We start from the raw sequence: 18,984 nt of genomic DNA, 5'->3' as shown, positions 1-18,984 counted from the left end.
GAAGCTCCTCTCGCTCGAGCTTGCCTGTGAGGCGCATGCCGCGCTTGTCGAGCAGGCGCACCTCGACCTCCCAGTCCTCGCCGGCGAGCTCCTCGGCCTGGCGCGGCGTCAACTGGAGGCTGCCGGAGAGCTCCCCACCGCGCACGTCGCCGCTAGACTCGCCCATGGCGAGATCCAGCACGAGGGGTCCCTGGCCGATCAGCGCGCTATCGGGTTTGCGCATGGTGACCTCGGCGCGGCGCGCAGAGGTGCCAGCCCACTCGATCTCCCAGGACAACTCGTTGGTCGAATCGTCGAGGGCGATGCTCGCGTTGCCACGCGCGGGGCCGCCCTCAGCAGAGGGCCAGTCGTCCACCGTGAGCTCGGCGGAGTAGCTGGTGATCGACGCCTGCGACGCGCCAGCGCCAACCATCAGCAGCGCAGCAGACAGGACCAGGTAGGCTCGGTTGTTCAATTTCACTCGGGTGGTCTCCCCGACACACGCTTCTCGCGTTGGAATACAGACATTGTGCACGAAAAGGATTCGCCCGGGGAACACGGATGGACGCTCCCACGGCTCCATTTACCGTAGAAACGGCGCCCACGGACGGTCGTTTACAACATTATGTCGTATTGAGCAGGTGTTCGAACGCCTCGGCGATCGGCGGACGGAAGCGGTCCATGTCGACTAGGAAGGAATCGTGGCCTTGAATCGAAGGCAGCTCGACGAGCCTCACCTCGCGCTCGGGCGTCGCGAGTAGCTGTGCCAGCTCCCGCTGCTGCTCGATGGGGAAGAGAAAGTCCGTCACCGCCCCCATCACCAGGGCGTACTCCAAACAGCCTTCGCTGGCTTTGCCGCACTCGAGGGTGGGGCCGTGGTCGGTGGCGTCGAACAGATCCATCGCGTGCGACAGGTAGAGGTAACAGTTGGGGTCGAAGGCGCCCGTGAACTTCATCGCGTGGGCCTCGAGGTAGCTCTCCACCTCGAACTCGATGCCGAAGGGACCGACGCGAAAGGACTCGCCGGGCTCACCCCTTGCATCGGGCACGCGCTCGCGACCGAAGCGGTGCTTCCACTCCTCCGCCGATCGGTAGGTGATCATGCCTAGCTTTCGTGCTAGGCGCATGCCACGAATGGGGCCGGTGCCGAACGCGTACTGCCCCTCACACCAGTCGCGGTCGCTGCGGATCATCTCGCGCTGGAGCGAGCGCAACGCTATCGAAAACGGTAGGGAGCGTGCTGCCGAGGAGATGTTCACCAAGGCGCGCACCTGGGAGGGATACTGCAGGCAATAGGCCAGCGCACTCATGCCTCCCATGGAAGGCCCTACCACGGCCAGCAGACGCTTGATGCCAAGTCCCAACACCACCTCGTGGGCGGCAGTGGCCACATCCTCCAACGACAGCACGGGGAAGTTGAGCCGATAGGCGTTGCCCGTGGCGGGATCAGTCGACGCGGGGCCAGTGCTGCCAAAGCAACTCCCCAGGGAGTTCACGCAAATGACGAAGCAGCGATCGGTGTCGATCGGCTTACCGGGGCCTATCACGTCCTCCCACCACCCGGGCGTGGGGTCTTGAAGCGAGGAAGCCGCGTGAGATGAGGGCGACAGCCCCGTCATCACGAGCACGGCGTTGCTCCGTTGCGCGTCGAGCTCTCCCCAGGTCTCGTACGCCATCTCGACCTGGTCGAGGCGGCCGCCGCGACGCATACGGAACGGGCCGCCCAAGCTCATCAGGGCGGCAGCAGGCGGGACTCGCGCAGTGGTGACATCAGCCATGAAAGAAGACCAACTGGCATTCGCTACGATAGGCCGCAGTGTACGGCAAGCGACCGGCGAGCGATCAATCGTTCTGGAATATCCTTAAGACGCGCACGGGTGGCGTCGGGCTGAGCCCTGGTACGGGAAAAAAAGGGGTGCCCGCCAATCGGCGGACACCCCTCACCCCATAGAGACCGCGGCCGCCGGAGCGGATCGGCGGCCGTCAACGATCTCAGTCGGCGGAGTCGGCGAAGTCGTCGAACAGGATCAGACCGAGGGGGGCACCGCCGCCCTCAGCGTCACGCGCGACAGCCGTGTAGACACCGCCCGCCTCGACCGTGATCACGATCGGGCCGATCGCGGCGTCGGTGGTGCCCGTGGGCGTCACCGTCACCTCGTAGTCGCCCGGCGGCAGCGGCACGTAGCCCGTGTCAGCGCGGAACGGCACGGCCGTGAAGGCCGGATCGATGGTGGCGATGTCCGTCTCAGGTGCCGCCACGTAGATGTCCACGTCGCCCGCCGCCGGCGAGCCGTGCACGATACGCACGCGAGCGTCGGTGGCGATCGGACGGTCATCGTCCACCAGCACCAGGAGGGAGAAGTCGGCGAGCAGGCCCGTGGCCAGCACCGTGTACTCCACGCCACGCTCGAGGTCGACGTCGTCGCCCATGCCATCGCCGTTTACGGCCATGGTGTTGTCCGCGGGCGTGACCTTCACGTTGAGGCTGACGCTGGGGTCACCTGCCTCCAACGCTACGTCCAGGAAACCGGTGAACGTGGGGAAGGTGAGATCGCTCACCGCAGGGTTATCGAAGTCGTCGTTGACCACGACATCCACGGCGGGGGCGTCGGGCGATGCGTGGACCACGCGCAAGGAGGCGGGAGTGGCCGTGTCGAACACCTCGAGGGTGCCCTCGACGGTACCCGACGCATCAATCGCGGCGAGGGTGATCGGCGCAGCGCCCGTGGCAGTGTTGTTGACGGCGTAGATCTGCAGGTCCAGGCCATCGGCCAGGCTGATGGTGCCGGAGTCGAACACGACCGTGGCGACGTCGCCGGCCAGGGTTACGCGGATCTGGTAGTCACCAGCAGGCACTTCCACCTGGGGCGTGAACTCACCGAACTCGAAGGAGGTCAGCGGATCGCCAGCCGTGGCGAGGTCCGCATCAGGTGCGGTTACGTAGACGTCCACCGCGGGGGCGGCCGGCGAGGCGTGGACCACCTGCACGCGCACGTTGCCCGCCGTGACCGGGGCTACCGCGTTGGCGATCACGATCGGCGCGATCGTCTCCACCGTGCCGATGGCGGCGATGGTGTACTCCGTGTCCGCCTGGAGTTCCACGGCGGTAGGCATGATCACCGTGACTTCCCCGCCAGCCGTTAGCGCGTTAACGGAGAACTCGGTGCTGACAGCATCGACCTCGGCGAAGGCCGTACCGGCCTTGAACGCGACGTCTTCGAAGACCACGTTGCCATCGGCGAGGGCATCGACGTCCGGCGCATCGGCCACGGCGTGGAACACGCGCGCAAGGGCCGTACCTACGGGATCATCGTCGCCGGCGTCATCGCCGTCGTCGACGACTTCTTCCTCGTCGTCATCATCGTCGTCATCGAAGATATCGCAGCCGGCCGTGCCGAACACGAGTACGGACGCCAACGCCATCGTGGCGAAGTGCTGCCACCAGGGCGTGCCGGTGGTAGTCGTGGAGTAGCTCATCTAAACCTCCTCAAGAAGACAAACAAAACGTGTCGGGCTGAGGTTTCGAGAGCGAAGGAAGAACGGTTTTAGGTGAATTGCATCTACGTAAACGATAGACGGCAGAGCGCTAACGACGAACGGTGAAACCGCTCATCTAACTAGTAATTTCACTAGGTCGCGATCCTGATAAGCGAAGACAAGGGTTGCCAACGCAGCCCCGTGATAGGCCGCTACGGCCTGCGGCAGGCGGAACAACATGACGATCAAGAGCGACGTCGATAGCAGCAATGTCACGGCGGCGCTGTACGCCACCGAACGCGCCACATCCACCTCCCCACCGAGGCGCCACCACACGCCGGCACCTACAAGCAGGGCCAAACCCAGCTTCACCACACCCATGAACCGTAGAAGGTTCGCGAGTTCGGGATCGGCGAAGTTATCAGCGGTGCCTACGGCAAGAAGCGGGGGAAGTACGAGCGCGAGCGCGCCTGTGATGAGCAACATCAGCCGCGCGGGCGTCAGCACTGAGATCGGCTTCTCGACGAGCGCAGGCGAGCGATCGACAGGGATGAGAGGAATCTCGTCGCGGGATACGGCCATCGCAGGTGCCTCCTTGGCGAGCCTGGGCGCCCAGCACCCTGCACGGCGCCCCACTGTACCCAGTGTACACGGGCATGCATCCAAGGCGGCCCATGCGACGTAACGCAGCTTTCCCTACTTCTTTTTCTGCTTTACGTGCTTGATGAGGCGCTTGCGCTTGATCTCCTGGCGCGGCGTGAGCTTGTTGCGCCGCCCGGCGAAGGGGTTCTCGGTGGTCCGCAACTCCACCCGCACGGGCGTGCCTTCCAGTTTGAAGCGTGCGCGAAAGAAGTTCACCAAGTAGCGCTGGTAGTTGCGCGGCAGGCGATCCGCCTGGGTGCCGTGGATGACGATGATCGGCGGGTTGCGTCCGCCCTGGTGCGCGTAGCGCAAGCGGGGGCGTCGTCCGCGCACCGTGGGTGGCGGATGGGCCTGCAAGGCATCTTCCAAGGCGCGCGTGACCTCGGCCGTGGCGAGTTCCCGCACGGCGGCGGAAAAGGCCTTGCGCACGGAGCCGAGCAAGTCGCCCACCCCGGTGCCATGCAGGGCGGAGATGAAATGGCGTGGGGCGAAGTCGAGGAACGGCAACTTCACGTCGATCTGCCGCCGCACGTCGTCGCGCTTGTCCGGCGAGAGCCCGTCCCACTTGTTGATGGCCACGATGGTGGCGCGGCCGCGCTCGAGGGCAAGGCCCAGCAGGTTCGCGTCGAGGTCGGTCACGCCCACGCGCGCGTCGACCATCGCGATCACCACATTGGCGTTCTCCACCGCCTGCAGCGTCTTCACCACGCTGAACTTCTCGATGGTCTCGTTCACCTTGGAACGTCGCCGGACGCCCGCCGTATCCACCAACTCGAAGCGTTGGCCGTTGCGCTCGAAGGGAATGCACACGGCGTCGCGGGTGGTGCCCGGCGTGTCGCTGGCGAGCACTCGCTCGTCGCCAAGCAAGCGATTGACGAGGGTCGACTTGCCCGCGTTGGGACGCCCGAGCAAGGCGATGCGTATCGCGTCCGGATCGCGCCGCGACAGCAGGCCCTGCTCGCTGCTGCTCTCGGCCGCATCGTCCTCGGCGCTCTCTTCGGGCAACTCGCCGATCACCGCATCCATCAGGGCGCGAAGCCCCTGGTGGTGGGCGGCGGAGATCGACGCCACTTCCCCGATACCGAACTGCTGAAAGTCGGCAGCAGCCATGTCGTGGGCCAGGCCCTCCGCTTTGTTCACCACCAGCCACAGGCGCTGGGCGCGTCGGCGTAGCAACGCCGCTGCTTGCTCATCGGCAGCGGTGCAGCCCTCGCGCGCATCGGTGACGAAGAGCACCACGTCGGCCTCGTCCAGTGCGCGTAGGGTCTGCTCGGCCATCAAGCCGTCCAGACCGTCCTGCTCGCCGGACAGACCGCCCGTGTCGATCACGATGTAAGGGCGCGGGCCGATGCGGCCGTAGCCGTACTGGCGATCCCGCGTGAGGCCCGGGTAGTCCGCCACCAAGGCGTCCCGGGTACGGGTCAGCGCGTTGAAGAGGGTCGACTTGCCGACGTTGGGTCGGCCGACCAGGGCGATGACGGGAAGCATCCGCGCGCCGCTCTATCCGGCCGAAGCGGCCCGAGGGCCGCTAGCTCTCGTCGCGCAGCGACAGCGCGTGCAGGCTGCCGCTGTCGGTTTGCACGAAGATGAGCTCATCGAGCACCGTCGGCGGGGTGCTGATGGGCGTATCGCCGAGACGCTCGCGCGCCACGATGAGGCCGGTCTCGTAGTCGATCCAGTGCAGGTAGCCCTCGAAGTCGCCGACCACGGCGTAGCGGCCCGAGGTGACGGGACCTGTCGTCTCGCGTCGGCGCAGGTCTTGATTGACCCAGCGATTGGCGCCGTTGGAGCGATCGACCGAGCGCACGTTGCCTTCATCGTCGGTGATGTAGATACGACTCCAGTCGAGGCCAGGGCGCTGGTGGCCTGAGATCTCCAGGGTCCAGGCGATCTGTCCCGTGGGTACCGAGATGAGCGCCAACTGAGTTTGATAGCCGAGTACGTAGGCGTCATCGCCCACCACCCGGATGTCCGCATCGATGTCGGCCAAGCGATCGATCACCGTACGCCCTGCCTCGGGCAGGAAGGACAAGTCCCACAGGATCTCGCCAGTGCGCAGCTCGGCGGCCAGCACGGACCCGTCATCGAAGCCGGCGACCACGCGCGTGCCGCTCGAGGCGGGCGCCGCGTTACCGCGCAGGCTGAGGGCGGGCACCTCGCGCTTCACCACCCAGCGCTCGATGCTGTCCTCGACATCGAGCGCCAGCAGGCGACCGTCCACCGTGCGCACGACGACGAGGCCGCCCACGATCAGGGGGGCCGCCAGCACTTCCGCGCCGATGTTACGCTGCCAAAGGACAGTGCCGTCCGTGGTGTTGATCACGGCCAGATCACCATCGTTCGAACCGACCGCGAGGCGTTCATCGCCATAGCCCGGCCCCGCTGCCAGGGGCAGCTTGGTCTGGGCCGTCCAGCGCCGCTCGCCGCTGCGCGCATCGAAGGCGTGCACCTCGCCGCTGTGACCGGCGGCGTACACGAGGGTGCCGTCAGACACCGGGCGCAGCTGGAGGTTGAGGCTCTCGCCGCTGCCGCCCACCTTGGCTGACCACACGCGCTTCACACGCAGGGGATCATTGATGTCGACTAGCGGGGTCGGCAGGAGATCCTCATCGATCTTGTTGCCGCCGCAACCGGTAAGTCCGGTCGCCAGCACCAGGGCCACGGCGATCCAGCGCGTGGCGAACTCAGGACTCCGCATCAGCAGGGGCAGCCTCGGTGACATCCGTATCCGTCTCGGGCGCGGGCCCCAGGGCAGCGAGCTTCAGCTCAAGGGCACCGCTGCTGCGGGTGCCGCTACCGGCCAGCACCTGCAGGGCATCCGTGTAGGCCGTGCGCGCGGCTTCCGTGCGGCCGAGCTGGTGCAAGGCATCGCCGCGCAGCTCGAGGTGGCGTGGCTTGAAGGTCTCGCTGGGCGCGTTCGCATCGAGCAGCGCGAGGGCATCTTCCGCGCGCTCGTCACTCAACAGAACGCGGGCCAGGCGGCTGCGACCCACCTCGAGGATCGAGGCGTCGTCCTCACCGGCGATAGCCTGCTCCAAGGTGCTGGCCGCGGCCGCCAGATCACCCGCATCCACCTGCAGGCGTGCGGCGGCGAACAGAGCCTGCGTCTCGTAGGGGCTGGAGGCATAGTCCTCACCCAAGGTCGCCGCCAAGGCCTGCACTTCGGCGAGATCCTTGCGCTCCAGCGCTTCGAGTACGTCCTGATAGACGACGGAGGCCGCCTCCAAGGTGTTCTCGCGGTTGTCCTTGTACCACTGGAAGCCGAACAAGCCGCCGAGGCCGACCACCACACCCATGACGAGGACGGCTCCGTTCTCCTGGAACCATCGCTTGAGCGCTTCCGCGCGCTCATCGTCAGTCATCATCTCATCGACCACGCCTAATACTCCTGCTAGTTACGATGACCCGTTGCTGGCCACGTACGCTGTGTTCTACTCGATCGCCTCGCGCAGGGCGTCGACCAGAGCCGTCGTCGCCACATTGCGCTGCTCGCCGCCTCGCAGCGGCTTCAGGGCCACTTCGCCACGCTCGAGCTCCTGCTCACCCATGATCAACGCAAAGGGCGCACCGCTGCGGTCAGCTGCCTTCAGCTGAGCCTTGAAGCCGCCCCCGCCGCAGTGCTGCACCAGGCGCAGCGCCGGCAGTTGATCGCGCAAGGACTCGGCCAGGCGCAACATCGGCTGAGCCGTGCCCTCGCCCACGGCCACCGCATACACATGCGGGGCGAGCGAGGGCGCCTCACCCGCGCCGAGCTCGATAAGCTCGGCTACGCGCTCGAGGCCCATGGCCCACCCCACGGCGGGCGTCGCGCGGCCCCCGATCACCTCGACCAGGCCGTCGTAGCGACCGCCGGCACAGACCGCCGCCTGCGCGCCGAGTTGGTCCGTGAGCCACTCGAAGGCGGTCCGGGTGTAGTAGTCAAGCCCGCGCACGAGCCGTGGGTTGACCGCGTATTCTAGCCCCACCTGCTCCAACAAGCCCTTGAGCTCGTCGAAATGATCGACCGACTCGGGGTCGAGATGTTCCGTCAGCTGCGGTGCAGCGGCCACCAGATCGGCCATCTCGGGGTTTTTGCTGTCGAGGATTCGCAGGGGATTGGTACCGAGGCGCCGCTGGCTGTCCTCATCCAGGCGCTCGCGATGGGCGGAGAAGTACTCCACCAACACATCGCGGTAAGCCGCGCGCGAGGCCACCGTGCCGAGCGAGTTGATCTCCAGGCGCAGCCCCTTCAAGCCCAGGCGCTGCCAGATGCGCTGGGTGAGGATCAGGAGCTCCGCATCGATGTCGGGCCCGGCGAAACCGTAGGTCTCCGCTCCGATCTGATGGAACTGGCGGTAGCGCCCGCGCTGGGGGCGCTCGTGGCGGAACATGGGCCCGTGGTACCACAGGCGCTGGCGTTGATTGTGCAGCAACCCGTTTTGGATACCAGCCCGTACGCAACCGGCCGTACCCTCCGGGCGCAGGCTCAACTGATCACCATCGCGATCGGCGAAGGTGTACATCTCTTTTTCCACGATATCCGTGTGCTCGCCCACGGACCGGGCGAACAGCTCCGTTCGCTCCAGCAGGGGCAGGCGGATCTCGTTGTAGCCGTAGGCGATCAGCGTGTCGGTGACCACGTGCTCCAGCCAGCGCCAGGTGGCAGTGCTGGGGGGCAACAGGTCGCGCATGCCGCGCACGGACTGGATGCTCTTCATGACGCCGGAATCTCGAAGCGGGCGATCGCGCCGTCGATGCCGCTCGGGGGCACCTCGAAGGACTGACCATCGACCTCGATGCGCACGCCGGGGTAGCGCCCCAACGTCACGTTGATCGGTGGCACGCCGGTGCGGTCGTTCACCGTGCCGGGCTCACGCAGGCCGAGCATGAGGGTGCGGCCCGTGGCGTCGCGCACGCTCACCCAGCATGCTTCATCGAAGATGAAGCGAAGGGCGATCTCATCGCCCGTGGCCACGGGCGCCGGGCCTGCGGCGGCCACCGCTTGCGCGACGTCCACCACGGCTTCCTCGGTGGGAGGCTCGGCAGATTGCGCAGGGGCTGCGTCGGCAGAGGACGCAGGGGCCAGTGCGGGCAAGGTGGCGGGCGCACGTTCGGTAAAGGCGGCGACACCGTCCTGGGCCTGATCCGCCGTCGCCTCGATGCTCTCCACCGTCGACTCGACGGCGGTGGCGGCACTCTCGAGGGCCTCGTCCAGGGACTGGTTGCGCGACGCGGCCGAAGACGAGCTGACCGGGAAGGCCGCCACCGGTGTGGAAGCTTGCGGTGCCGGCGTGGCGATGGCCGGCGCGGCCGCCACCGGTGCGTTTGCGGGGCCCGGCGGATGCAGCCACCACCAGACGAACGCTGCCGCCCCGGCCAACACGGCCACCACCAGGGCGATCAGCAGCGCTGGCGATCCCTTGGTGGGCTCGGCGACGGGGGCGACCTTCGGATCCGGCTGGGTCGGCGGCGGGGCGCTCGAGAAGCGTGCATCCCAGCTGCCCAGAATGGCATCGGCATCCATCTCGAGGGATTGCGCGTAGCGCCGCACATGGCCCCGCGCGAAGACGGCGGCGCCGAATTCCTCGTAGCGATCGTCCTCGATCGCCTGCACCAGGCGCAGCTCCAAGCACAGGTTGCGAGCGACATCCGCAGCGCTCTGCCCCCGAGCCTCGCGGGCGGCGCGCAGCGTCTGCCCGGGGCCACCCTTGGCAGTTGCAGCAGCGTTGTCAGCCGAGGCAGCGGCGTCCTGCGGCGTCTCCGATTCGGCCATGCGTGTTCCGTACGTGTCGTCAGTGCATTGCCGGCGCTCAGACTCGTTCGCAGCGCCGGTCGTAAAAGCAGTCAAGCTCAGCGACGCTCAACCCGCGTCGAGGGTGAGCGTCAGGTGTTCTCCATGGACTCCAACAGTGCGCGGGCCTCCACCGAATCGGGGAAGTCGCTCAGCAGGCGATCCGCGTAGCGCTGCGCACTCGATTGGTCGCCGAGGGAACGCTCGATCCGCACGCCCAACCAGAGCGCTTGCGAGTTCAAGGTGTTCACTTCCGCGTAGCGCTGGAAGAAGGCACGTGCCTGGAGGGTACGGCCGAGCTGATCGCTAAGGCGTGCCATCTGCCACAGCGCATCGCCGTAGCGCGAATTCGCATCGAGGGCCCGGCGGAAGTAGGACTCGGCCCGTTCGTATTGACTCACCCCCGACAGGCAGACGCCCGCGTTCGTATAGGGCACCTCCGGCGTGCGGTACAGGGGATCGCGCGTGGCGGCCAGGAAGTAGCGCTCGGCCTCCTCGGCCTTGCTCTGACGACACAGGTAAGCGCCGAACAGGTTGAGCGTCACCGAGTCATCCGGCTGCAGGCGCAAGGACGTTCGATAGTGCCCCTCCGCCCGGTCGGCTTCGCCGATTCGGTCGTACAACAGGCCCGCGTAGGTGTGCGCAAGGGGCAACTCGGGATCCTGCTCTAACGCCTTATCGATCTTATCCTTGGCCAGCTCGAGATTGCCTTGGCGCAAGTAGTTCGCCCCGAGTTGGACGTTGAAGGACGCCGCTTCCGAGGGAGACTCCTCTACCGGCGAGGGATCGTCCGTGGTGGTGATGCACCCGGCCAGGGCGGCGAGCAGCGCGCCCGCCAGCATGGTAATGCGTAGAGGCGGCGTAGCTGAGCGCGTCATTGGAGGTGCTCCACACTGACGGGAATGCGTTTGGCGCCGAGGCGCGCCGTAACCCGGTCCTGCACCTCGCCGGCGAGTTGGCCGCAGGCCGCGTCGATGTCATCGCCACGGGTGCGGCGGATCGTGGCGGTGACGGAGGCGTTCAGCAGCATATTGCGGAAGGCCGTCACACGCGAATCCGGCGAGCGTTGGTAGTCGGTGCCCGGGAAGGGGTTGAAGGGAATCAGGTTGACCTTGGCGGGCTTGCCGCGCAGCAGCTTGATGAGCGCTCGCGCATGGCTATCGCTATCGTTAACCTCATCGAGCATCACGTACTCGAAGGTGATGTGGCGCCCGGTCTGCTCAGACGCGTAGTGCCAGCAGGCCTCCAACAGCTCGGCGATGGGATAGGTGCGATTGATGGGCACGATCTCATCGCGCAGGGCATCGTCGGGCGCGTGCAGGGAGACGGCCAGAGCCACGTTGCAGTCCTGACCGAGCTTGCGGATGTTGGGCACGATGCCGGAGGTGCTGAGGGTCAGGCGACGTCGCGAGATATCAAAGCCCATAGGCTCGAGCATGATCTGCAGCGCCGGCAGCACGTTGCGGTAGTTGGCCAGGGGCTCGCCCATGCCCATCAAGACGACGTTGGTGACCGGGTGCTCATCGTGGCGGTAGTCCGCCAGCATCTCGCGGTTGGCGTACCAGACCTGACCGACGATCTCGGCGGTGGTCAGGTGGCGATTGAAGCCCTGCGCCCCGGTGGCGCAGAAGGAGCAATCGAGGGCGCAGCCCACCTGGCTGGAAATGCACAGCGTGCGTCGTGAGGGCTCGGGGATAAAGACGGTCTCGATCGCCTGACCGCCCACATCGAAGAGCCACTTGCGCGTGCCGTCGCGGGCGACGTGCTCGCTGCGCACGGGCGGCGCTTCCACCACCGCCCGCTCGCTCAGCTTGGCGCGCAAGGACTTGGAGAGGTCGGTCATGGCGTCGAAATCCGCCACGCCGCGGCGGTAGATCCAGCGCATCACCTGGCGCGCGTGGAACGGTTTCTCACCGAGCTCGCCGAACCAGGCCTCGAGCTCGGCGCGCGGCAGCCCCAGCAGGTTCAGCCGCGCTTCCATCGTGCTCGCCGTCAGACCGACCGGGGAACGCTGCTCGCGCTCAGCGCGGGCAGAGTTCGCCGTCCTGGAAGAAGTAGCGAATCTCCTCGGCAGCCGTCTCGACCGCGTCGGAGCCGTGCACCACGTTCACGCCCTTGCTTTCGGCGAAGTCGGCGCGGATGGTGCCGGGATCCGCCTCGGCCGGATCGGTGGCACCCATGATCTCGCGGTGGCGAGCGACGGCGTTCTCGCCCTCGAGCACGGACACGACCACGGGGCCGGAGGTCATGTACTCGACCAGTTCGCCGAAGAAGGGACGCTCCTTGTGGACGGCGTAGAAGCCCTCGGCCTGCGCCTGGCTGAGGCTCATCATGCGGGCGGCGATAATGGTGAGGCCCGCATCTTCGAAGCGCGTGTAGACCTTACCGACGAGGTTCTTCGCCACACCGTCGGGCTTGATGATGGAAAGCGTCCGTTCGACTGCCATGGGGGTCTCCTTTACACCGAGCCCCTCTGGCAGGAGGCGCTCGGATACTGATCTTTAGGTTCGGATTGGATTGAGGTGCCCGCCTGAGAGCGCGGGCTTGCCGGCGGCGCGGAGTCTACCGCGCGCTCGACAGGTGAGCCAGCGCGCTCAGGCGAAGCCGACGCTCTCGCCGCAACCGCACTCGCTGGTCACGTTGGGGTTACGGAAGGTGAACATCTCATTCAAGCCCTGCTTGATGAAATCCACTTCCGTGCCGTCGAGAAAGTCCAGGCTGTCCTTGTCGACCACCACGCGCACGTCGCCCTGGTCGAAGACCACGTCGTCGTCGTTGGCGGCGTCGGCGTAGTCGAGGACGTAGGCGTAGCCGGTGCAGCCGCTCTTGCGCACCCCTAGGCGGATGCCGAAGCGCCCCTCACGGCTCACGTGAGCGCGAACCCGATCCGCAGCGGAGGGGGACAGGGTAATTGCCATCGCGTTCGATCTCCTGGTCTCAGATAGAGAAGGCTGACCCAATAGGATATCACTCGGGGCTCGAAGCGTCGCGATCTGGTCCCCGGACGCCGGCGAGGGCGTCGAGCAGCGCATCCTCGAGCAGTAGCACACGGCCGAGCTTCTCCACCGGCAGCAGCAGACGCTCCGAAATCGCCGTTGTATCCACCCGCGCCGCGGCCGCCGGCTGGCCCGCCAGTCCCTCGACGAGTAGGGCCGCAGCTGCCACGGTGTGAGGGCATCCGAGCACTTGGAATCGCGCCTCCTGGATCGCGCCTTCCAGCACCCTCACCCAGAGCACCACCTCCGCTCCGTGCTCAGCGCCACCGGCGCGACCGCAGCGCACGCCCTCGCCGTCCAGCGAGCCCGCCCCGGGGGTGTGCCGGAACAGCTCGCGAACGCGTGGCGAGTAGGCGTCCTGGGCCACGCCGCTTAGGCCCGAACCGCCGGCGCCAGGGCACGCAGGCGCGAGACCTCCTCGGCGATCCGCCCGGCGGCCACCTCGATCTCCTGCGCCGTCGTGGGTCTTCCCAAGGTGATCCGCAGCGTGCTGCCGGCCAGCAGGTCATCCCGCCCGAGGGCGCGCAACACGTAGGACGGCTCCCCCGTGAGCGCACTGCAGGCAGCGCCGCGCGACAGGGCGAGGTCCTCGAGCGCGAGTAGCAAACTCTCCCCCTCCACCCTCTCGATACTGATCGAGAGATGGCCACCGACGCGCCGCTTCGGGTGGCCGTTGAGGTGCACGCCACCTAGGCGGCGCAGGCGGTCCCAGAGCTCGTCCCGAAGGTGCGCCAGCCGCGCCTGCTCCGCTTCGCGCTCGGCACAGGCCAGGCTCAGCGCGCTCGCCAGGCCCACGATCTGGTGCGTCGCCAGGGTACCGGAGCGCAGGCGTCCCTCCTGGCCACCGCCGAACAGCAAGGGCTGCACCAGCACCCGCTTGGGCCGCTTGCGCACGTAGAGCGCGCCCGCACCCTTCGGGCCGTAGAGCTTGTGGGCGGAGATCGAGAGGAGATCGACCGGAAGCTCGGTCAGATCGATCGGCAGCTTGCCCGCGCTCTGCGCCGCGTCCACGTGCAGAGGCACGCCGTGGTCGCTGCATACCGCCGCCAGCGCCGGCAGATCGATGACCGTGCCGATCTCACCGTTGACGTGCGTGAGGCTGACCAGGCACGTGTCTTCGCGCAGGGCCTCGCGCAAGCGCTGTGCGGGCAGCAGGCCATCGGCATCGGGCACCAGGCGCGTGACCTCGACGCCTTCACGCTCGAGCTGTGTGCACACATCGAGGGTGGCCTGATGTTCGATCCTGGTAGTCACCACGTGGGCCGTACCACGCGCGAGCGCCGCGCGGGCGACGCCAGCGACCGCCGTGTTAACGGCTTCCGTCGCCCCGGAGGTGAACACGATCTCATCGGCGCCAGCCCCCAGGCACGCCGCGACCTCGTGGCGTGCATCCTCGACCGCTTGCCGCGCCTGGGTGCCGAGCACGTGTCCACTGGCCGCGTTGGCCCAGGTGCCCTCGAGCGCCTGGACCATCGCCTCGACCACGCGCGGGTCGACCGGCGTGGTCGCGGCGTAGTCCAGGTAGATGGGCGGGGGGACGTCGCGGGTGTTCACGCTAGTCGCCAGCGCCCTTTCGGGGCGGGCGTCCGCCGCGCGCGCCGGCCAGCGCCTCGTCGTGGGCGGACAGGATACCGCGCAGGATCTGCACCTCGTTGTCGTCCAGGCCGACGCGGTTGTAGAGCCGTCGCAGGCGGCGCATGAGGTGGCGAGGATTATCCGGGTTCAGGAAGCCGGCAGCCGTGAGCGTGCGCTCGTAGTGCTCGTACAGGGCCTCCACCTGCGCTGACGTCGCGAGGGGGATGTCGCCTTTGCCCTGCGCGACCGGGTGGTCGGCCGACGCCGCCATGCGCAGCTCATGGGTGACCACCTGCACCGCCATCGCCAGGTTCAAGGAGCTGTACTCAGGGTTGGCGTTGATGTGTAGCAATCGATGGCAGCAATCAAGCTCCGCGTTGCTGAGGCCGGAGCGTTCGTTGCCGAACACCACGCTCACCTGCGCATCAGTACCGAGAATCTCCTTCGCGGCCTCGCGGGCGTTCCGCTCGGGCCACTGCAAGCTGCGGCGACGGGCGCTCGCGCCGTAAACCAGGGCGCTATCGGCGATCGCCTCCTCCAGAGTGTTGAACACCTCGGCGCGCGCCAGGAGGTCGTCGGCCCCCGATGCCCGCGCGGTGGCGTCCGCATGGGGGAATTGGCGGGGACGCACCAAGCGCAGGCGGTGCAGCCCCATGTTCTTGCTCGCCCGCGCGACGGCGCCGATGTTGCCCGGATGGGAGGTGTCCACCAACACCACGGTTACCCGCGTCAGGCGCTCGCGCACCGGATCAGTCTCGGCCATCTGCTATCCTTGCCTCCGCTTCGTTCAAGGTGAGCCCTCCCCCGCCATGCATGCGCAACTCAATATCGCCATTCGCGCCGCCCGCCGGGCCGGCGAAATCATCATGCGTGCCCTGCCGCGCCTGCACGAACTCACCATCCACGAGAAGCAGCCTAATGATTTCGTGAGTGAGGTTGATCGTCTGGCGGAGCAGGAGATCATCGACACGATACGCGCCAGCTACCCCGATCACAGCTTCCTCGGTGAGGAGAGTGGCCGCCTCGGCGAGGAGCACGGCGAGGAAAACGTCTGGATCATCGATCCCCTCGACGGCACCACCAACTTCCTCCACGGCTTCCCCGTGTTCGCCGTGTCCATCGCCCTGCAGCAGCGCGGCGTGCTCCAGCACGGCGTGGTCTACGATCCTTCGCGCCAGGAGCTGTTCACCGCCTCCCGCGGAGAAGGTGCCCAGCTCGACGGCCGCCGTATTCGAGTCGGCAAGCGCACGAGCCTTAACGGCGCCCTGGTCGGCACCGGCTTCCCCTACGCGCAGAATCTAGAGTACATGGACGCTTACGTCGCCATGTTCCGCGCCATCTCCGAGAAAACCGCCGGCCTGCGACGCCCTGGCGCCGCCGCCCTGGACCTCGCCTACCTGGCGGCCGGTCGCTACGACGGCTTCTTCGAGATGGGGTTGCACCCCTGGGACATGGCCGCAGGTGCCCTCCTGGTGCGGGAGGCGGGTGGCCTGGTCGGCACCTTCGCCGGCGATGAGCGTTACCTCGAAGCCGGCAACATCGTGGCCGGCTCGCCCAAGGTCTTCGCCGACATGCTGAAGACCTTCGCGCCGCACCTGCCCCCGGCCCTGCGCCGCAACGCGAGCTGACCTCGCACGGCGCGACGCCGGTGGCGATCCCGCGCTAGGGGATCGCCTCGAGTTCCGGATCCTCTTCGTCCTTCGGCGGTAGCAGATCCACCGCCGTGACCTTGAGCGCCAGCGCCGCCGAGCTCGCCACGTAGATGGACGAGTAGGTACCCAACACCACACCCACGATAAGGGCCAGGGCGAACTCGTCGATGGCCGATCCGCCGAGGAAGTACAGAGCCAGCACCACCAGCAAGGTCGTGCCACTGGTCATCAAGGTGCGCGAGAGGGTCTGGTTGAGCGAGAGGTTCATCACCTCCACCGGCGTGCGCTTACGCAGGGCCCGGAAGTTCTCGCGAATGCGATCGAACACCACGATGGTGTCGTTCAGCGAGTAACCGATCACCGCGAGCAATGCGGCGAGCACGGGCAGGTCGAAGGGCACCTGGAAGGCGGCGAAGAAGCCGATCGTGATCACCACGTCGTGCACCAACGCCACCACGGCGCCCAGGGCAAACTTCCACTGGAAGCGCAGGGTGACGTAGGCGAGGATCAGCAGCAGGGCGAACAACATCGCCAGGCCACCGTCTTCGCGCAGCTCTTCACCCACGCGAGGACCGATGAACTCCGTTCGCTGAATCTTTACCCCGGCATCTGCGGTGCGCAGGGCTGCCCGAACTGCCTCGCCAACGCTCGCGCCATCGGCATTCTCGTCCGGCTGCACCCGCACCAGCACGTCGGTGTTCTCGCCGAAGTACTGCACCACCGAATCGTCGATACCACCGTTGCCGAGTGCGTCGCGCACGGTGGAGAGCTCGATCGCCTCCGGGTACTTCGCCTCCACCAGCACACCGCCGGTGAAATCGATACCGAAGTTGATGCCGCGCATGACGACCATGACGATCGTGGCCACGATCAGCAGGGCGGAGATCCCCACGGCGATATGGCGCGCGCCGAGGAAGTCGATGGTGGTGGTCTTCTTGAACATTTCCATGATGCTTCCCCTAGATCGCCAGCGCGTTGACTTGGCGACGCCCGTACCAGGCGTTGACCAGCACCCGCGTACCGATGATGGCGGTGAACATGGACGTCAAGATGCCTATGAACAGCGTGACCGCAAAGCCGCGCACGGGCCCGGTCCCGAAAACAGCGAGGATCAGCGCTGCGATCGCCGTCGTGATGTTGGCGTCAGCGATGGTACTGAGGGCCTTGTCGTAGCCCGCCGTGATACTCGCCTGGGGCGAGTTCCCCGACCGTATCTCCTCGCGTATTCGCTCGAAGATGAGCACGTTGGCATCCACCGACATGCCGACCGTGAGCACGATACCTGCGATACCCGGCAAGCTCAGCGCCGCTGGCAAGATAGACAGCAAAGCCACGATGAGCACCAGGTTGGCGAACAGCGCGACGTTCGCGAACAGGCCGAACATGCGGTAGTACAGGGCCATGAAGATGACGACGGCGACGAAACCGATGAGGATCGCCAGCTGCCCACGGGCGATGTTCTCCTCACCGAGACTCGGACCGATCGTGCGCTCCTCCACCTTGAAGATCGGGGCAGCGAGGGAACCTGCGTTCAGCAGCGTCGCCAGGGTGGAGGCTTCCGTCGGATTCAGGCCGGTGATCTCGAAGCGGTTGGAAAACACGCCCTGAATCGTCGCGATGCTGATCACCTCACGCTTCTCGCTGGTGACCAGCTCGATCGTGCCATCTGGCTGCTCCACCTCGTTGCGTTCGCTCTCGATGTACACCACGGACATGGGCTTGCCCACATTCTCGGTCGTGGCTCGCAACATGCGGTTGCCGCCACGCTGATCAAGGGTGACGCTCACGGCCGGGCCACTACCGCTCGAGCTGAACTGGGACTGCGCTTGCGTAAGGTTGTCACCGCTCGCGATCACATCGCGCTTGAGTAGGACGGGGAAACCGTCGCGGTGGTAGTAGAGGCGACTCGAAAAAGATGCACTCGTGCGGCCGGTGGCGACGGCGTTAGCATCGCCTTCAGTATCGTTGAGGCGGAACTCGACCGTGGCCGTGGCGCCGATGATGCGCTCTGCCGCCGCCGGGTCCTGCACGCCGGGTAGCTCCACCACGATGCGGTTCAGGCCCTGCTGTTGGATCAGGGGCTCGGCCGCACCGAGGCTGTCGACGCGTCGGCGCAGGGTGGTGAGGTTCTGTTCGATCGAGCGTGCCTGCAGTGCCGTGATGGCGGCCTCGTTCATCGTGGCACTGACGAACGCGTTGCCGTCCGGCGTGTTGCCGAGCAGGTAGTCGAACTCGGTGCTGATCTTGCGCATTTCGCGCTCCGCCTCAACGGCGGTCTCACGATCACGGAACTTGTAGGTGATCGTGTTGGTTTCCTCGTTCGTCTCGTACCCGAGGCTACGAATACCCTGGCGGTCGTTGGCGTCGCGCAGCGCCTGGCGGAATGTGCCCTCCGACTGCTCCATGAACTTCGCAAGCGCCACGTCGAGATCGACCTCGAACAGGAAGTGCACGCCGCCACGTAGATCGAGCCCAAGCGCCATCGGCCGCAGACCGAGGGAGCGCAGGAAGTCGGGCATGCGTGGCATGGTCGTCAGCGCGGTGATGTACCCATCGCTGTAGCGCTCACGGAGGGGTTCGAGGGCATCGCCCTGGGCGGCCGTGCCTTTGAAGGTGACCATGACGGTCTCGCCGTCCACCAAGCGGGCCTGTTCGAACGGCAGTCCCTCGCCCTGGAGAAAGCCCTCGACGTCTGCGACCACCGCTTCCGGCGGCTCAGTGCCGTCCGCCGGCGTTAGCTGGATCGCCGGATCTTCGCCAAACAGGTTCGGCAACGCGAAGAGGATGCCGAGAACCATGACGCCTACGACCAAGCTGAAGAGCCAGCTCGGCGTGTGGTTCTGTCTCATGCGCCTTTCACCGTGCCCTTAGGCATCACGGCGCCGACCGCGTG

Annotated in this window: 19 protein-coding genes; 1 reads left to right on the top strand and 18 read right to left on the bottom strand. The window is 66.7% G+C overall.

What is annotated here, in order from left to right; all coding sequences use genetic code 11:
- From AAF184_18990 to AAF184_18915, 16 genes are all read right to left on the bottom strand, one after another.
- Positions 1–460: CHRD domain-containing protein (locus AAF184_18990; GenBank protein MEO0424431.1), on the bottom strand; the 460-nt coding region annotated here is incomplete at its 3' end.
- A 142-nt stretch (positions 461–602) separates the two neighbouring features.
- A complete protein-coding gene (locus AAF184_18985; protein ID MEO0424430.1) occupies positions 603–1,712 on the bottom strand; it encodes a homoserine O-acetyltransferase in 1,110 nt (369 codons plus the stop codon).
- A gap of 259 nt (positions 1,713–1,971) precedes the next feature.
- Positions 1,972–3,456 (bottom strand): DUF4397 domain-containing protein, encoded by a 1,485-nt coding sequence (locus AAF184_18980; GenBank protein ID MEO0424429.1) that lies wholly within the window; start codon positions 3,454–3,456, stop codon positions 1,972–1,974.
- A gap of 132 nt (positions 3,457–3,588) precedes the next feature.
- On the bottom strand, positions 3,589–4,038 hold the full coding sequence (locus tag AAF184_18975; protein MEO0424428.1) for a hypothetical protein: 450 nt from the start codon (positions 4,036–4,038) through the stop codon (positions 3,589–3,591).
- A gap of 114 nt (positions 4,039–4,152) precedes the next feature.
- The gene (der, locus tag AAF184_18970) at positions 4,153–5,586 is read right to left on the bottom strand and encodes a ribosome biogenesis GTPase Der (GenBank protein ID MEO0424427.1); all 1,434 of its coding nucleotides are present in this window, start codon (positions 5,584–5,586) and stop codon (positions 4,153–4,155) included.
- A 40-nt stretch (positions 5,587–5,626) separates the two neighbouring features.
- A complete protein-coding gene (bamB, locus tag AAF184_18965; GenBank protein ID MEO0424426.1) occupies positions 5,627–6,820 on the bottom strand; it encodes an outer membrane protein assembly factor BamB in 1,194 nt (397 codons plus the stop codon).
- The gene (locus AAF184_18960; protein ID MEO0424425.1) at positions 6,783–7,475 is read right to left on the bottom strand and encodes a tetratricopeptide repeat protein; all 693 of its coding nucleotides are present in this window, start codon (positions 7,473–7,475) and stop codon (positions 6,783–6,785) included. Before AAF184_18960 ends, bamB begins: the two co-directional genes overlap by 38 nt.
- 54 nt (positions 7,476–7,529) lie before the next feature.
- Positions 7,530–8,795, bottom strand: coding sequence for a histidine--tRNA ligase (gene hisS, locus AAF184_18955; protein MEO0424424.1), 1,266 nt, complete (start codon positions 8,793–8,795; stop codon positions 7,530–7,532).
- The gene (locus tag AAF184_18950; protein ID MEO0424423.1) at positions 8,792–9,850 is read right to left on the bottom strand and encodes a RodZ domain-containing protein; all 1,059 of its coding nucleotides are present in this window, start codon (positions 9,848–9,850) and stop codon (positions 8,792–8,794) included. The genes hisS and AAF184_18950 overlap by 4 nt, the downstream gene beginning before the upstream one ends.
- A gap of 110 nt (positions 9,851–9,960) precedes the next feature.
- Positions 9,961–10,746, bottom strand: coding sequence for a type IV pilus biogenesis/stability protein PilW (gene pilW / locus AAF184_18945; GenBank protein ID MEO0424422.1), 786 nt, complete (start codon positions 10,744–10,746; stop codon positions 9,961–9,963).
- Positions 10,743–11,849 carry a 23S rRNA (adenine(2503)-C(2))-methyltransferase RlmN gene (rlmN, locus tag AAF184_18940; GenBank protein MEO0424421.1) on the bottom strand — a complete coding sequence of 369 codons (1,107 nt, stop codon included), beginning with the start codon at positions 11,847–11,849 and terminating at the stop codon, positions 10,743–10,745. Before rlmN ends, pilW begins: the two co-directional genes overlap by 4 nt.
- A 40-nt stretch (positions 11,850–11,889) precedes the next feature.
- Positions 11,890–12,315 carry a nucleoside-diphosphate kinase gene (gene ndk / locus AAF184_18935; GenBank protein ID MEO0424420.1) on the bottom strand — a complete coding sequence of 142 codons (426 nt, stop codon included), beginning with the start codon at positions 12,313–12,315 and terminating at the stop codon, positions 11,890–11,892.
- Positions 12,316–12,462: 147 nt separating this feature from the next.
- A complete protein-coding gene (locus tag AAF184_18930; protein MEO0424419.1) occupies positions 12,463–12,786 on the bottom strand; it encodes an iron-sulfur cluster assembly accessory protein in 324 nt (107 codons plus the stop codon).
- 49 nt (positions 12,787–12,835) lie between these two features.
- Positions 12,836–13,231 (bottom strand): iron-sulfur cluster assembly scaffold protein, encoded by a 396-nt coding sequence (locus AAF184_18925; GenBank protein MEO0424418.1) that lies wholly within the window; start codon positions 13,229–13,231, stop codon positions 12,836–12,838.
- A gap of 5 nt (positions 13,232–13,236) precedes the next feature.
- Positions 13,237–14,418, bottom strand: coding sequence for an aminotransferase class V-fold PLP-dependent enzyme (locus AAF184_18920; GenBank protein ID MEO0424417.1), 1,182 nt, complete (start codon positions 14,416–14,418; stop codon positions 13,237–13,239).
- A gap of 1 nt (position 14,419) precedes the next feature.
- Positions 14,420–15,202 (bottom strand): RNA methyltransferase, encoded by a 783-nt coding sequence (locus tag AAF184_18915; protein ID MEO0424416.1) that lies wholly within the window; start codon positions 15,200–15,202, stop codon positions 14,420–14,422.
- Positions 15,203–15,248: 46 nt separating this feature from the next.
- Between AAF184_18915 and AAF184_18910 the strand changes: the two genes are divergently transcribed.
- Entirely contained in the window at positions 15,249–16,067 is an 819-nt protein-coding gene (locus AAF184_18910; protein MEO0424415.1) for an inositol monophosphatase family protein, read from the top strand.
- A 34-nt stretch (positions 16,068–16,101) separates the two neighbouring features.
- Here AAF184_18910 and secF read toward each other — a convergent pair whose 3' ends face one another.
- Together secF and secD are read right to left on the bottom strand one after the other, a co-directional pair.
- Complete coding sequence (gene secF, locus AAF184_18905; protein ID MEO0424414.1) at positions 16,102–17,040, bottom strand: protein translocase subunit SecF; 939 nt, start codon at positions 17,038–17,040, stop codon at positions 16,102–16,104.
- A gap of 10 nt (positions 17,041–17,050) precedes the next feature.
- Positions 17,051–18,940, bottom strand: a complete 1,890-nt coding sequence (gene secD, locus AAF184_18900; GenBank protein ID MEO0424413.1) for a protein translocase subunit SecD — start codon at positions 18,938–18,940, stop codon at positions 17,051–17,053.
- Between the last annotated feature and the right edge of the window lie 44 nt (positions 18,941–18,984).

The sequence above is a fragment of the Pseudomonadota bacterium genome (assembly GCA_039815145.1).
Classification (GTDB): Bacteria; Pseudomonadota; Gammaproteobacteria; order Steroidobacterales; family JBCBZW01; genus JBCBZW01.
This window is presented reverse-complemented; position numbering and strand designations above follow the sequence as displayed.